This is a genomic window from Aliikangiella litoralis (genome assembly GCF_052495765.1).
This window is the reverse complement of sequence record NZ_CP199292.1, coordinates 1,492,092-1,509,186: the sequence shown is the minus strand read 5'-3', so window position 1 is coordinate 1,509,186 and position 17,095 is coordinate 1,492,092. Positions and strand designations below refer to the sequence as shown.

Here is a 17,095-nt window from a genome sequence, read left to right as displayed (position 1 = left end):
AATTTTATTTCAAAGAATCCTGACTGTCCGGTTATCCTTTTTAAACTCTCTTCGGATCCCTATCATTAAATCCTGATTTTTAACACAACGATCACCACGGCTAATCGCTGCCAATGCACAATGTCGCAAAACATTTATAATTGCACCACCAGCCAATTCATAATCTTTAGCTATTTTTGACAAATCAATAGAATCATCTAGCTCACAAACTCCCTGAAAAGCCTGCTGCCACAACTGATATCGCAATGATTCAGTTGGCATAGCAAAATGGATCATTGATTGAAAACGACGAGTAAAAGCTTCATCAATATTTGACTTAAGGTTAGTGGCTAAAATAACCACACCAGGAAAATCTTCTATACGTTGTAATAAATAACCAGTTTGCTGGTTGGCATGACGATCATTCGATGTTGTTGCTTCAGTCCGTTGGCCAAATAACGCATCGGCTTCATCAAAAAACAAGATCCAATCTTTATGACTGGCCACATCAAAAACTCTTGAAAGGTTTTTTTCTGTTTCTCCAATATATTTGGAAACAATCATTGATAAGTCCACTCGATAAATTTCTCTTTCAGTCGACTTGGCTAACAAAGATGCAGTTAATGTTTTTCCGGTACCTGGTGGACCATAAAATAGAGTTCGATAACCTTGTTTAACTTTTTTATTAAGTCCCCATTGATTCATTAACGTTTCACCATGAATTAACCAAGATTTAATTTCATTAATTTGTTTCATTACCGAATGTTCAAGAATTAAGTCTGCCCAATTTAGCGGAGTAGTGATTGGTTGAGCGGGAAAGTCATGACTTAACTCTGGCCTGACTTTTTTTCCAGTCATAAAGTAATGCAGCCATTGTTCCGACAAACTCACAATACCGCTAGATATTGGAAGCTGGCTATCAGACGAATTAAGTGAAATTACTTGTTCAATAGCCAATACATGTGTTGGCTCCAATAATTCCATAGCAATATTAAACCATTCAGGGTTATTACTGCTGATTAAAAACTTAACCGTTTGCCCTGTTGGTAAAAAGCCGCTAAAGGCTTTGTTCGTAACACCACCGAATTCAGTAAAATTTCTATCATATAGTGCATTTAATCCAAAAAATATATCGAGTAATTCCGGCTTAAAATGTGGAGCCATAGCAAGAGCAACAACTAACCGTTCATAAATATTAAGAGAAAAACACTCTATAAAATCTGCATAAATACTACTTTTATCTAAAACAGGGAGCGGAATATCAAACCAGTTTCTTTCATGTCCTTGTTGCTTTAAATAAGAGCAGATGACTTGATTAATCACTTGCTCTAACCAATCTAATTCTTGGTGTAAAGTATTTATATTGACAATATTAGCATGTGTATTTATTTGTTCAGGTAATGCACAAGCATTTGATTGAATGTTGTCTAACATATTTAAACTCCAAAATAATCCGTTATCAAATTACAAATAACACTTTATTGCCAAGAAACATGAATAGGTTCAGACATCCAAGCTTCTGATATAATCGATGTTCGCCAAGAAATTTGCTCTAGTAATATATCAACAGTTTTACGTTGTACTTTTAATCGCCACCCATCGCTAGTTTTAATCAATCTACCTTCTCTCTGAAAAAATGTTTCCTGAAGTCCTACAATTGAAGTGTTATTAATACTCGACCAACGGCTAATAAGCGCTTTTAACAATTGTTCACAAAGAGCTTTTTCTTGTTCATTGATAACAATACTTTGCTCCACAACAAATTCAGGGCTTTGCCCACACATTAATTTATTTAAAATGAGTAATGGTTCAGGAGTGCAAACCGAACCATCAACTAGATACTGTAATAAATGAACAGCTCGGCTAATGGTTAAATCATCTTTAAACTGAGATTGACCATCCTCATTAGTAACTAACATATTTAATGAGTTAAACAAGTGAGGCAAAAAGACACCGGTTAATATCAGTCCTGAATTTTCAACATACAAGACATCATCTAGTTCTACTTCATCATTATTTAAGCTAACAGGCCGCTTTCTCTTTTTACTCGAATTAATTTGTTCTTTATCTTTGTTACTTATTTCACGCATAACCAAATCAATTTGTTTTCCCTGACAAAAAACATCAAGCAATTGTTCGGTTCTTTTCTTAAGTAATGATAGTAATGCCTGTTGACCTGAACGCCTGGCACTCGCTTTAACCGATTCAACTAAAGCAACCCCTGAATTGACGCCATTCATTTTTTTCTTTTTATTAATTAAATCAGAGTCATTAGATATTGTTTTTTTATTAAAAGGTGGTAAATCATGATGACTGATATTTTTTGCATATCCAAAAAATTCAAAAACGAACCTTTCCAAATTAAACTGAACTGTTTTTTTGTTGGCTAAAAATTCAAGTAAAAACAACCAGAATTTAGAGCGATCAAGTATTTGATGATTGGTGTTTTTAATATATTTCGTTAAAGCACCCATTAAAATCTCATTATATTCTAATAGCTGACGAGCCGTATTCGGAGCCAACAACCAGACAATACGAGCTAAAATAGATTCAGGTAGATGGTTAACCCACAATTGCCTTATAGAGAAGCTCGTATTTTTTTGTTTAATTAATTGTTGAAAGCTTGGTTCTGGTCTTTCAAATAACTTTTTCATTAAAGGTTGCGTAGCTTGAGTCAATTTGAATGTACTCATTTGCTCTTTAGAAAAACAATCAAATAAAAATTGATAAATAGAATTACTTTGTTCAACTAATTCATTTATTTTTTCTTGATTGCCATCAACAATAGCCGTTTGACTTATTTGCTTTTCACAAATCATATTAACAGCCTGCTCAAAACTATTGGCAATAGAGTGATCAAAATCTGCTTTTTCATGCCATTTATTAGAAGTAGTGATTAAGTGCTTTTCTAGCGGCTTTGATATTTCATTAGCGTAAAGCTGGCAAAATATTTGATAAAACAATTTTTCAGTTAAAGGGTATTGCATTTGCATTGCTTTTTCAAAAAATGTTTTACGCAACTCAATTTGACTACAGCGATAAGCAATTGGCGCTGTTTCCAAATCATGCATCAAGGTATTTAAATATGGAGCACCTTCAGGTTGAACGACCTTAATTATTTCTTCATACGTATCACTCGATACATTTGTTAGTAATTGACTATATAATTTTGAATCTTCGTATAAAGCAACAAAAAACAACCTTACACCTACATTTTTCTTCTTCATTAACAACTCAAGCAATGAAGAAATAGTAAATAGTTTAGGAAGTTTGTCATACTGATTATTTAATATACCGACAATCACAGATTCCAACTGAGATTGCGACCAGTCATTAACATCTTCAGTAAAAAAAGAATTTTTCAATAATAGTTTTTCGACTTTTATAGAACCAGCATACTTATCATCAGACAGCATACTATCCAGATCAATACAATCGCCATCGAACTGATTATTAATCATTTCAGATAAAAAAATAGAAAAGAATAGTTTTTTATTAGAGAACTGTTCAGCCAACTCATGTACTGATTGAAAAAACAATGTATTTTTTAATAATGATTGAGGTAGTAATTTCTTAAGTAGAATATCGATATTTTCCTCAGATAAGCCATTAATTAACCTTAAAGCTTTTAATACTTGTTTATCATTGTTATGGTGTACAACTAATGATTTAATTTGAGAAGCGGACAACAAAGATATAATCAACTCAATACTCTTTAAACATTGTATCTCATTAACCGAAGCTCCACCCTTTCCCTCTTTCTTTTCATTATTATCAAAAACAATATAACCATTTAAATAATGCTCTAACAAACTTAACTTATCATAACTATTAAATATTTTTTTATTTGCTATATAAGACTGAAAAACATTCTTATTTACAGAGGATTTATATTCTGTTTTCCACTGATTATCATTCGAGAGTTTAGACACCAACTCTCTACTCAAAGATGTATCATTTTGATTAGCTTGCTGAATAATACTTTTATATACAAGAGATAACCTCAACCGATTCACCTCAGCATAACTAGCAAGTACGGTATATAACATTTTATCTAGCTTAAAAGGCTTTGTATAATTAGCGAGCAAATATTGAACAACACCAAGCTGTAACTCTTGCTCTATCTCATTTTTCAGCTTGTTATCTAAAACATTGATATAAGCAACTATTTCATTAAGATGTTCTTTAACTCGATTTTTTTCTTTAACTGAAAATATACTTAACAATTTAGTCAATGAAAATAGTTGCAATAACTTGATAGAAAAAGCAAACGAATTTTCTGGATGCTTTTTCAGACACTGAGCAATCAAAAGTTTAATTGACTTATACTCTTTTGGTTTTAATTGTTCAACATTATTTCTCAAACATAAATAGTCAACTTCTACTATATGATTTTCGTTGACGTGACGTTTCAACAAAAAACCTTCCAACTCAACGAATAATAAATTATTATTTTCATTATGTTTTTTAATGGAATATCCCTTATCTATTTCAGTATTGAAAAACTCGTTTTCATTCCAACTTTTATTATTTTGCTGTTGCGTTTCAATTAAGCGTCCAATAATTCCAGGAAGCGATGATCCTAACGGTTTTTTTCTTGCGACTTTCTGCACTCCCAAGCTCAATGCCTTTAATAACATACCGTATTCAATTCCTTCACGCTGAGCAATACCAACTAAAACTGATTTCACATAACTCTGGCGATTAAAATAAGAACCTCTTTGATTTAAACTATAAGTTAAGGTCAAAATCCAAATAAGCTTTTCAAACCAATCGATACTAAGTTTAACCACCGGCTTGCTTGTATGAATTAATTTTAATTCTTTCATATAAGTAGTAATCAATAGAAAGTCATCCGGTTCTAACAGATATAAAATACGACGTAAGTTTTCTCTCGACAATTGTGCAACCATGCGTTGAATGACTTGTTGCTGGTGACCATACCTTTTAATACTTTCAGTAAAAGCTTTTGCATTATCAATAATAACATCATAAAAAATATCATCTAATTTAAAATAAGCACTTTGATGATAGCTCCATGGTAGAGTTCCTGTAGATAAATAATGCTCAACTAGTTTAATTTGAGATATATTAATATCTTCTCTAATAACCTTTATTTTATCTTGATTTTCTTCGAAGATTTTTACATCGCAACTTGAAGCCTTATCTAGTAATAATTCACGTAAAGTCAAGCGAAGTTTATCACCAAGACACTCATTAATATCTTCTTGCAGTTCACTTGCATCAAACCACCCCAAGTCAATATTTATTTTATCAACTTTGATCACTTGCTCGGTTGTATCAACTTCATTAAAAACAGTTTCAATAATTGAGAGCAAGTAACGTTTATTAATCTCTGGTATTTTGGATTGTAATTGAACCGCTAATTCTTCTGAGTCAACCAATACTTCTATTGATTGTTTTCTGATTTTATGTTGACTTGCTATTACCACTTATCAGTCCGGTGTTACTGTATTATCATTAAACGTGTGTTCACTCAAAAAACGACGCAGCCTTCGCGATATTTTAAGAATAAGCGTTTGATCATTATTTTTAAGTGCATGACGCCACTTCCAATAAATACGCTCAAAGTAGCGAATTTGATATAAATTCAAAAAGCAATAGCTATTTAAAATATGTGCAGGTGTATTTTGTTGTACTATTTCAATGACCATCTCACGGTAAGCTAAATCATTAAGTTGCGACTGGCTCGCAGAAATCACGACGGTCATCGAAAAACTATAGTTAAAGCATGCAGCTTGTTCACTAATATCCCCTAACTGTTCAGATTCTGTTTGTATTGGTTGCATCGAAATATCTTCACTACTACCTTCTATACCAAAACGCAATAACAAATGCTCAACCAAATAAAGTTGATGGCCACAGGTATATAAGCTCTGTATTTTTTCTACCAGTTCAAAAGCATTTTTTTGGGCTTGTTGATAATTTTTATATTGCCCAATAAAAAAGCAATCATTATTATTTGATTTAGATGATTGACAAACAAGAATAATTTCTGAATTATTTTCTCTTGTGCGTAATTGGTAATTTTCATAACGTGAAGCAGCATCAATAAAACCTTCACTCAACTTTTCACCATTAATTGATAAATCTTCACTATTGGATATTTGTTGCTCGACAAATGCTTTTTCATTCATATTTTGAGATAAATCAGTATATTCATTATCATAAATATCCTCTGAGTAAACATTCATTAATCTGCCTAAAGTTGCATCTTCATTATTTTCTACTATTTCAACACCGAGTTCAGTACAATGCTGTTCAAAAGGCCGATTGAAATTTTCTTCAATACCTAATTGAATTCTAGTTTTAATCTGCATTCCCGCCATGTTTTTCTTGGAAATAGGTCCTAAATAATCAAATCCTTTACCTCGATTATGTGTACCTGAAGTCAAGTGTCTTAACCAGCCAAGTTGTGCTTTTAACAAATGTAAATCATAATTAACACATTGTTCTGAACGCACATAAATAGGTTCGATTTGCTGACCATACATAGCCAGTAAAAAACTTAAAAAACGATTACGTCTTTTTACATAAGGATCTTGTTCTTTGATAATAATTGGTAATCCACTATGATAGCCATTAATCCCCCCCCCTTTTTTTAAAAGCGGTTCAATGTTGGGTACGTAACGATCTAAATACTGATAAAAATAAGTTTGTGTCAAATTTAATTCTGTAGAATAAAGTTGTCTGGCATTAGCTAATTGTGAAAAATAATTAGCCATTATTTGATCAAAAACGAGTAAATAGCCTTTTAATTGTTTTGCTTGAGCCTTACGAGCATTACTTTCTGTATCCGCTACACCATATTGATTAATACCATAAACATCAGGATATTGATTCTGAATTGAGTAGTATCGAGTTAGATCAATATAGGTAGCACCGGTTATTTTGTAAGTTTGTAAATATTCAGCATTTAAATTATAGGTTCGTCGATAGACTCGATAAAGCCGTTTAAGCTCACGTTCAACGACAATTGAATTAATATTTGCCTCTATACCATTACAATAGAGTTTGATCGGAAGCTGACAATGATTATTTGCTAACCCTGTCATCAGTTTAAGATAATTTTCCGGTGCTATATCGACTTTATCTTGGTAACAATGAATTTTATTATTTATGGTTAAACAAACTTTTAGATTTTGTACATTAATAACGCCTTCAACAACTAACATTTTGCTAATAATTTCACTCACTTCTATACATAGTATCTTTTTTTTAAGTGATTCATCATTAATCAAACCATTGAATAAAAGCGGTCCATTAAAAACTTCACCGGTTGATGCTCCACGATCTAATGCTTCTTGTAGTGAATAACGCTTAACTTCAGGTGCGAGTAATATGGCTATTTGAAAGTAAAGCTGAGCAAGTATTGTGTTGGCATTTTGTAAGCTATTAATACTTACTTTAGCAAACACTTCCGTTGGAATTTCTTCTAAAAAAATGAGTTCACCAATATCTTCACATAAATTTCTATGAGCACTATATAACTGAATGACTTGCTGTTTAATCTCTGTAACAGACTGACTTCCATCACAATCACACTCATCAACATTAGGCGCGTAGATCAAAACTTGATAAAGTCCATTGATTAATGATTTTGATTGTTTACACGGCGATAAAAACCAGATATTTTTTATTGCGGAGATACGATCAAGTATTAATTTGCGATAGTCATTTTGTGTAACAGGATTACAAGGGAAAATAGCTTCCGGTTTATATAACGCTTGTTTATTTTGATTAATTTCATCAGCACCGGGCTCCATCAACAAATTTTTCAATGGAAATTCGGCTCTATAAGATAATTCAGTTAAAGCATAACAAAGCTGTTCTAATGTTGTTACACCAGGGTCATGTTCATTATAGTCAGTCCATATTCCTCCCGACAGTTCTTGAATAATATCAATTCCTTTTTCTTTAAGCCATGCGTAATCTAATCCTTTATTTTCAGGTGGCTCAGACGAAATTGATTTTGATGTTATCATAATATAACCCAGTTTCTTTGAATCAAATCAATGATTTGATCTTTGTAGTAACGTTTAATAGCAAAATTCATCTTCATAGGAATCTTCAGGTTGTGCGCTAGTAATTTGATGCTCTAATGCAGAGGTTAAAAAATAATGTTCGAATTCATTTATATTTTCTGCGGGCAAATAGTTCAGATTAATTGATAACATTTCTTTAACATAATTACGTGTTTGAATAAAGTGTGAAATATCTGCGGGCGATGCATAGTCGCCTTTTTTACTCGCTCTTTCAATATCATAAAACCAAGGGGATAAATATTGAATAAGCTCATTATTTAAGCGTTTAATATAACTTCCTACATCGTTAGAATCATAAAAAGTAACCTCGCTTTTTACTTCAACTCTCACATAATTTGGATTGGTAACATGCAAATGAATAAATGGGCTCATTAGTGCACTCAAATAGTCTTCTATTTGATTAAGCATATGCGTTGGCGTTTGCGGTATCGTTGGATCGGTTGTTTCTAAAGAATCTGGACCAGCAATAACCACTAATAAAACTTCTCCCGGAACATTTTCTTTATTTTGATTATGTGCGGCTAAGGTTTTAACTTTCCAAATGGTTGGAAAGCGTTCTAAAACTAAACGTTCATAATCCCACTGTTGAATCGCTCTTTGCTTATGTCTTAGCCTTTCTCCTACACGAACTTCATAGGTGCGTTCATTTTCAGGTATTCGTCCACCAAATGATGGCATAGGCTGCTCAATCGATTGTATATTTTCCAGATCGTTTATTGCACTATCGATAGTGTAGGCTGGTAACTGTTTTTGAGTCGTCTCTAATGAAACTTGTAACTCATTTAAACTAGCGGTCAATGCATGAGGTATGATTTGAGTAACCAGTGGGTATTTATCTGCATCAGCAATAACACTCGCTCTCAGCCAAGTATAATCAGCTTCTAGTAAGGAGTTATTTTTATTATTTACTTCAGGTAGATTAAGGTTCACTATACCGGAGTTTTCTAATCCATAAGTGGTATCAGAATCCAATTCACCCATTGTTAATGGTCGCCATCGATTATTAAATAAATAACTCCAATTAATTTCAGGTAGCTCACCTGAATATTTTTCATTCATCAAAAATAACAAATTAATATACTGAGAAAAGTCTAATTGAGAAAAGCCAATATATAAGTTACCTTCATAAAAATAACTGGGTAACAGCTGTATAGATTGGTGACTTAATAGATCGATTTCTCGTAAACCACCGAATGGTAGCAAATGAAAAAAATAGTTTTCATCTTGAGTATTGTCTAATTGAGAATCTTCCATTAACTCGCAAGAGGCTGAGTAACCTAAAGCTATTTGCATTGCTTGTGGAAGATATGGTTCATTTGGATACTTCAGTTTCTCATCTGGATCCATACAACCATTCATACAATCAGTCAAGCAGGTTTCATATAACTCGGTCAGTTGTTGTAAGGTATTTTGTAAACATTGTTCTACACATTCTTGAGAACTACTATTTGTATTTTGACTTGTGTCGCTTTCTAATGTCTTATCTTCTTTAGGTTCACTAGCATTTTGACCATCAACATCAATGCTTTGTTTTGTATCACTTCCTGATTGACAATGACTAATGCATTTAAAGCCATTTTTAATTAATTTAATCGCATCATAAAATTGATAACACCGTTCCCAACACTGCTTATTGGATTCAGATGCAATATTTGAAGCACTCTTAGCAGATAACTCAACATCCGCTTTCTTAAATAAAGCAATACACCACTTAATAGTTTCCAAACGGTTTTCAACTGTTTGTTTAATACAGTGATTCAACTGATGTTCAATTTTAATGAGTTTGTCTTCATGAATAACAGCTTTGTAATTTGTTAAGCATTTTAATAAACATTGTATAATAGCAGCCCATAGTGCCAATTCACTAATTGCCATTTTTTCTTTAACACATGTAAAATAATCTGAAACTTTACCACCTAAACAAAATTCAATCGCAGAAGTCATATTTTGTATAGCATCTTCGAGTGGACTATAGGCACATAAACATTTCTCTTTACAGCAACCAGTATCAGGTAAACTATCAATAACAGAGTTCAATACATTTTTTGCATACAAATCGTTACCAAAAGCATAAGGAGGGTTAATTAACTCAATGGAAATCGCACTATTTTGCGGGTTGTAATACTCTGAAAAAATATTCTCGGTAGGATTTACTTCTAGTTGTTGAAAACAACTATCAGAACAAAGTGATTTATCTTTTACTGGCGGATAGATACACTGATTATCACAACCGGGAGTTTGATTAGTTGCTTTACTAAAAAACAGACAACAATCATTAATATTATATTTAATCGAATCAGAAGATTCTTGACTTGTTATTCCTTCATCATTTAGTTGATTATTGTTGCTACCGACATAACTTGCATTAACTGAATCAACGGGTTTTAGATTCCAATAGCCAGGCTCAACAATACTTAATGATACTTTAAATGTTTGGTTATCAAAAAGATCTGTTTCAATCGTCCCATCCGGGCCAATATCATAGTATTGATAATAACCTTTAAATCCTGTCGAATCGGTTGGCAAATTAAACCAATCAATTTCGAGTGTGATATTTTCAGGCGTTTTAACAAATAGTTCCTTTTGATAGATATTCAAATAAGAACCGACAACCGGCGTACCGCCAAAAACTAAAAAAGGTGAACTGGTATCAACCTCACCATCGGTATTAGTAATCGTTAAATCAGTTAAGTTGGAAATACAAGTGTCAATCTTAATTCCATCAACCCTCATCTTAGAGAAGATTGACAAGGGATAAATATTAATTTTTTTTGACTCTATTGTTTCAAACACCACCGCATCTTGATTTAAATAAAACTTTAAAGTTGGCAAACTAATTAAAGTTAACTCACTTTCTTGAGCATTTGTACTTTCATCAAGTAAGGCTTGTAATGCATCATCATCTTCTGTCAAAAATGGAACTAACGGGGGAGCTTCCTCAGGCAAAATGAAAATAATATTAAAACCATCAATTAAACCGTTAGCATTAGTATTAACTTCAACGGTATAGCTTGCTAGCTTAAACCACTCCAACTCTGTTGAAGCTTCAATAAAAAAAGCACTTTCTAAAATTTTAGCAAAAATAATAGAGTCATCTATACCTGTAGTTTGTTGTAAGTCATCGAGTAAAGGGTTTAATATTTTTTCATAATAAACAGGCAACAATTGAAAATTAATCGTACCAACTCGATTACCGCCGGATAAATACAAATAATTTGAAGATACTGAAAATCCTAATTGAGCAAGTTGACAAGTTGCATTATTTTGTTCTTTTAAATTAAGAACTCCTTTGGTGTTTTCTTGACCAAATAAAGGCCAGTTGGTTGTTGCATCATTAAACTCTTCAATGGGTATATCTTCAACAAAAACCTGTTGTTCGTTAATGGTATTAAGAATTGACAGTTGACTTGAATTTGAATCTATTAAGTCGTAAAAACTCCCTTTTTTAACATAAAGATTTCTAACTTTATTAATTGAAGCAGCAGTGACACTAATTGACTTATCAGTTAAATAAACAATCTCCTCATCATTATCATTAATCCCTGCTGAAAATTGAGTACCCTTTGTAACTGGAACACTTTCAGTATTCTCATCATCTTCTTTAGTAAAAGTTAAAAAAACTTGATTTCCAATCCCTTTGTTAGGCTTTTCATGTAACACTTTATTATAATAAAAATCGATATAGCGCTGTGAAAAGGTATTGATAGTATTTTGAGCCTGACGATAAAGTTGGACAAATGCAGTATAAAGTGCAATTTGAGGCCTTTGTGTATTATTCACAGTTAAAACACGATTAGTTATGTACCCTTGTAAATCATTGATTGCTAAAACTAACTCATGAAAAATATCTTGAAGACGACTTAATATGCTATCAATTTTTTGATTAAACGAATCACCAATATAAACTGATTGATCAGTACTCTGTTCTTTAATTGACCACAAAGGCAAAAAGTTTGAAATATTAACAGGTATTTTTTTACCTAATGCATCTTTTTCGATGGCAGAATTGACATAATTTTTTAAATAACCAAAAGGTACACTTAATTTATTTTTAATTAAACTTTTTACTTCCTGTTTTATTAATTGAATTGAGTTTATATCTTTAATAAGTTGACAGGCTTGTAGCCATGAGTCAATCAAAGCAACATAAGATACAATACACTCAAAGCTCTCAGTTAGTCGTTCAAATTTTTCCTCTGGCTGATAGGTATTACGAACACTTTGTATTAAGCTTAAAAAATCAGTATCAACTTGTTCATAATTAAAAGCAGCAATAGAAGCAAAAATCATATTTGGGTCACTGATAAAAAAATCAACCCAGTCTCCAGACACTTGATCGTTAAGATTATAATAATTTATTAAGCCAGCAAACTTAACAGAAAAGTCCATTAACTCATTAAAACTACGGTCGTCAACTTTTGCATAACCTGAATCAAGTGCTTTTAGCCAGCGATCATACTGACTAGTTGCATTATTCAGCATTATTTTTTTAGTTAACAACTCACTCACCTAAATGCTCTCCTGAGGTATTGTTCCTTCACCAATATAAAAAGGGTAAACTAAATTGCCTCGACTATTTGTTTGTCTAATAACATAGTTTAGTGAAATCGTTAGGTATCCAACTGAGGCATCTTGCTGCTGAATACTAATTTCCTCAACATCAATTCTTGTTTCCCAATTAATGATAGCCGTTCGAATATAATCAATTAATATTGTTTTAAATGTTGTTGTTAAACTTTTAAAAACCTGTGGCCACAAATCACTACCATAAGTTGGTAGCATAATGCGTGTACCCAGCCCGGTTTGAAATAAAACTTTTAAACTTTCATGAATGTCGGTTTCACCATTCACCATGACCACGCTATTATCTGCACGCGAAAAAGTTGGAGGAAAACTCCAACCCGTTCCAATAAAACTATTTTCTGTATCTTCCATTGCCACTTAGCCTCCAATCATAACCGTCGGCATACCAATTAAAATGGTTCCCCCATGTGCAGTTTTATCTCCCATACGTGCAGCAGGCATGCCCATAACTTTGACGGTTGTAGAACCTTTTATAATCGAGTCAGGTGGACCAATACAAAGCGCCATATCTCCCACTTTTGCCGCAGGTAAACCACCAATTAAAACGGTTGGAGCACAAGGTCCTAGTATAGGTCCCCCAACATGAGGAATAGTAACCGGCCCTACCGGAGTGCTTAATGGGCATTGATGAAAGTCAGTTAATCGTGCTGCTGGCGGCATTATTCTCTCCAATTGACAAATAGATTAGTTAATTTTTACCATTGCACCTTTCACCGTAGTGATCCCAGATGCAGTAATTTCGGCAGAGGCATTACCTTTGGCTGAAAATTTTGTTTTTGCTTGATGAGAAACTTCCAATCCTTCCATTGATGCTTTAGCAGTCGCTTTCAATTGTAAGTTTCCTTTAGCATCTAATTTAATATTACCTTTAGCGGTCATATTAATATTGGATGCACTTTTGATATCAATTCCACTTTTAGAGAGTTTTAATTCATTACCATTAGCATCTTTCGCAATAATAGATTTATCTTTATCATTAATTTTTACTTGCTGTTTTGCTGGCGTAATTAAATCAATAGACTTTTCTTTTTCATCAAAAATAATTTCTAAACCTGATTTTGTTTTAATAACTTTCTTTTCATTTTTTTCTTCAACAGGGTATGGCGGAGCCAGCTTTTTACTGTATAAACTACCAAGAATTACCCCATAACGAGGATCTTCATTCATAAAACCAACAATCACTTCATCATTAACTTCTGGATAAAACATCGCACCAAACTTGTTAGAGGCGTAAAAATTACCTAGTCGAGCCCAAATACCATTAGCATTATCTTGTAGTATTGGCATAGTGACGAAAACCCGATATTCACCATCAGGATCTTTAGCAATTTTTTTCACAATTGCAGTCTGTAAACCTTTAACAGGTGGAATTTGCCCTGATGCACAATTAGCAGCAATATTAGGAGTTTTGGCAGTGAACCATTTAGATGATAAACCAACTTCCACTCGGGTTAACCATTTACCACTATAAACACTATGATTAACACCACTAATAAAAGCGTTACCATTAAATCGTTGACCTAATCCCGCTAGTTCGATGGTCGTGCCCGTTTTTGCCAAAGCGCTTCCTTGAAATAAAACGCTGCCACGAATTTTAGATAACATTGAGCGCTGTAGTTCTGCTGAAGACCAATTCTGGAGAGAGGTTTTATCAATATACCCTCCCGTTTGTTGAGTATATTTTTTTACCTTAAATACATCAGCAAGCTGACTACTACTAATATTACCTGGCTCTTTTACACTGACACTACCAGGCCCCGAGTCAATCACTTTTTGCTGAGCGACATCCCATGAAAAACTTTTAATTGAAGATTTACTATATTGAGTTGCAGCATCCATTTCTAATTGAAGATCGAGTATAGAGTCACCATATTTAACAACCAAATCTGGTGCTTGCTGCGTATTAGGTTTTTCAACAATAACTTTACCATTTTCAGCATAAACAATTAAGCTATTTAATTCTGCACGGGTTATCATCAAATCCCAATCTGAAGTATAATACTGAACAATTTCAGGATTAACATTGGTCGTTGCAGTAACCTGTTTTTTTAAACCACTACTAGTAATTAACTGGCTAATTAAATCACTATCTTTTACTTTTTCGAATAGTGCATTCTTTCTTTCCAACGTCATTTTGATAGCTTCATCAGTGACATCAACAATCAGCTTTGATCCTGAATCACGGGTTATCTCAATTCCTTGTTTAACAATAACGCCACTAAATATTAACTGTTCTTTTTGGTTATACCCGACATTAATCTCTATTTTATTTCCTGGGATAAATATTTTGCTATCACTGATTTCAAAATTACTTTCAGCGGCACTACCATCAAAAATAACCAATTGTGCTTTAGGTACTTTGTTAACACTATTCCAAGTATCAATTGATATTACCTGATATGTGCTATCAATGGCCTTTCCATCGACTTTAATGGTAAAGCTAACTAAAGATGTATCACTACTGATTGGTGATTTTGCAGTCATACATTTTCATCCTGTATTGGCGGAAAAAATAATTGACTGCCAACGGTTAAATCACGAAAATCAGTTAATTGATTAACTCTAGCGACTTTAATATAGTACTGACTACTACCATAAATGTTGTAGCACATTAAAGGTAATGTATCGCCCCCTTTTACGGTAATGAGATGCGTTAGGTCAGGAGATGTTTTATTAGCTTGTTTAGCGAGTTCTGCTTCATCAGTATAGCCTACAAATGCAACATTAGCTCTTGCTCTCAGTGGCGTACCATCGGGCTTAAATAATGTGTAAACAAATTTAAGTGTTGTTAAACGGCATTTAAAAAGCATTGTCCCCCAAGATAATTTTAAGTAATTGGGACTATGAATATCTCCATTATATTGAAAAACTAACGCTTTAAAATTTTCAATTTGTTTGCTAATCCCATCTTCACTAAATGGTAAAATACCTGGTAGTGCAGTAGGAATAACTCCGGTTCCATCAAAAACTAATTCAAATGACATATTTTCTTCTGCCATTTTATTGAAATCAGGCGAGCTGCCTGGACTACCTTGTGCAGAAACATTGTTATAGCAGATCTTATAGTCATGAGAATATTTGTTAGGATTAAGATATACAGAAAACGGTTTACCAATTTGGCTACTGAATTTACCATCTTTATAAGCGGTTATAACCATTTTTTCCAAACTACCAGAAAAACTCATATTATCTTTCCTGAGCAGACATTACACGTTGCAAAACTCTTCGAGTGCACTCACTAACAATTGCCTCGTAGTCAGGATTTCCACATCCACTTGATTCAATTTGAATATCCTTATTTTTTATTTCTTCTGGTTTTTCACCAACTCGCATTCGAATATCAATTTCATTCACTTCTAATGGCATCATTTAATCCTCTTCGTTAATTTGAGTTTCACCATTAAGATAAATATAATAACTCAGTTCTTTTTGCATATTATCAATAACAATCATATAAATTTCGCAGCAACCTTTGCTAATTTTACAGCGGCAGAAAGTCCACTTCCCAAATTAAAACGCTCAAAATAGTTATAAGAAAATTCAAGGTTTTCAGTTAACAACTGGTTTTGTTGGGCATTCATTGCTGACACTTCCCAACGTAATGGATACGCATTAACAAATAACCAGGCAATTGAGGGATAACCGTCATTGGATAACAAAGAGACTAATAAGTTTTGTGGTATAATCGGCAACGATAAGTTGGCACCAATCGTTTCACCGACCCATTCAGCTAAAAAGGAATCTTTAGTAACAACGCCTCGTTTTAAAACCAAATTGGAATACTTGGCCGCTTTGGGTAAACGGTGCACAAAACGGTTTTCTCCCCCTTCAACTTCTTCCTCGACATCAAACTGAGATTGAATGCCCGTCACTTCTTCAAAGCTGGCATCAATCTCAGTTAACATTGCTAAAGGAGTTGCTGAGCCTAGTACCGTTACCGTAAAATAAAATGCACCCGGAGGATAATACTCATCACTCATATATTTCCCTTGTTTTTTGCGTCATTATTATGGTGCTGAAACCTCTAATGTCTCATACGCAATCTCTATTGATTCAACAGCCACTTCACTGCCTTCAGACTTCAAGTCAGTTCCTGTAATTTTTGTTGGCCATGCATTGTTTAGCGTCCAAGATGTTTTTGGTGCACCGGTTTCATCTAGCAAGTTAATAACAACTGTACGCCTTGCAATGGTGTTCATTTTTATTTCGTTATACCAATCCCAAAAATTAGAATCATTAACAAAAATACCTTTACGCATAGTCACATTACCAACCCGTCCGATACCTGGCATTTTAATGGGATAAAAAACGGGGCTATTGCCATGCCTATACTCAATAATTTGAGTTTCACTTTCGAGTCCATCAACTTCTTGAAAGCTAACAGCATCGTTATCACCTAAAGTTACTGAAAAATAAAACTTGGGCAACGGCCATATATTGTCTTGTACTTCACCTGCCATAATAGT

11 protein-coding genes are annotated in these 17,095 nt (G+C 33.3%); all 11 read right to left on the bottom strand.

The features are described from left to right. Positions 1-9: 9 nt before the first annotated feature. On the bottom strand, positions 10-1,413 hold the full coding sequence (locus tag ACT5E3_RS06310; RefSeq protein ID WP_444997457.1) for an ATP-binding protein: 1,404 nt from the start codon (positions 1,411-1,413) through the stop codon (positions 10-12). A gap of 44 nt (positions 1,414-1,457) precedes the next feature. Then, complete coding sequence (locus ACT5E3_RS06305) at positions 1,458-5,432, bottom strand: contractile injection system tape measure protein (RefSeq protein WP_444997456.1); 3,975 nt, start codon at positions 5,430-5,432, stop codon at positions 1,458-1,460. 3 nt (positions 5,433-5,435) lie between these two features. Further along, entirely contained in the window at positions 5,436-7,985 is a 2,550-nt protein-coding gene (locus ACT5E3_RS06300; RefSeq protein ID WP_444997455.1) for a hypothetical protein, read from the bottom strand. A 54-nt stretch (positions 7,986-8,039) separates the two neighbouring features. Beyond that, positions 8,040-12,554, bottom strand: coding sequence for a hypothetical protein (locus tag ACT5E3_RS06295; protein WP_444997454.1), 4,515 nt, complete (start codon positions 12,552-12,554; stop codon positions 8,040-8,042). After that, complete coding sequence (locus ACT5E3_RS06290) at positions 12,555-12,980, bottom strand: GPW/gp25 family protein (RefSeq protein WP_444997453.1); 426 nt, start codon at positions 12,978-12,980, stop codon at positions 12,555-12,557. Between the two features lie 6 nt (positions 12,981-12,986). Continuing rightward, complete coding sequence (locus ACT5E3_RS06285) at positions 12,987-13,289, bottom strand: PAAR domain-containing protein (RefSeq protein WP_444997452.1); 303 nt, start codon at positions 13,287-13,289, stop codon at positions 12,987-12,989. 24 nt (positions 13,290-13,313) lie between these two features. Next, positions 13,314-15,113 carry a type VI secretion system tip protein VgrG gene (gene vgrG / locus ACT5E3_RS06280; protein WP_444997451.1) on the bottom strand — a complete coding sequence of 600 codons (1,800 nt, stop codon included), beginning with the start codon at positions 15,111-15,113 and terminating at the stop codon, positions 13,314-13,316. Beyond that, positions 15,110-15,814 carry a CIS tube protein gene (locus tag ACT5E3_RS06275; protein WP_444997450.1) on the bottom strand — a complete coding sequence of 235 codons (705 nt, stop codon included), beginning with the start codon at positions 15,812-15,814 and terminating at the stop codon, positions 15,110-15,112. Before ACT5E3_RS06275 ends, vgrG begins: the two co-directional genes overlap by 4 nt. A 1-nt stretch (position 15,815) precedes the next feature. Beyond that, positions 15,816-15,998, bottom strand: a complete 183-nt coding sequence (locus tag ACT5E3_RS06270; RefSeq protein WP_444997449.1) for a DUF5908 family protein — start codon at positions 15,996-15,998, stop codon at positions 15,816-15,818. An 80-nt stretch (positions 15,999-16,078) separates the two neighbouring features. Next, positions 16,079-16,609: a phage tail protein gene (locus ACT5E3_RS06265; protein WP_444997448.1), complete on the bottom strand. Its 531-nt coding sequence runs from the start codon at positions 16,607-16,609 to the stop codon at positions 16,079-16,081. A 27-nt stretch (positions 16,610-16,636) separates the two neighbouring features. After that, the gene (locus ACT5E3_RS06260) at positions 16,637-17,089 is read right to left on the bottom strand and encodes a phage tail protein (RefSeq protein WP_444997447.1); all 453 of its coding nucleotides are present in this window, start codon (positions 17,087-17,089) and stop codon (positions 16,637-16,639) included. Positions 17,090-17,095: the final 6 nt, after the last annotated feature.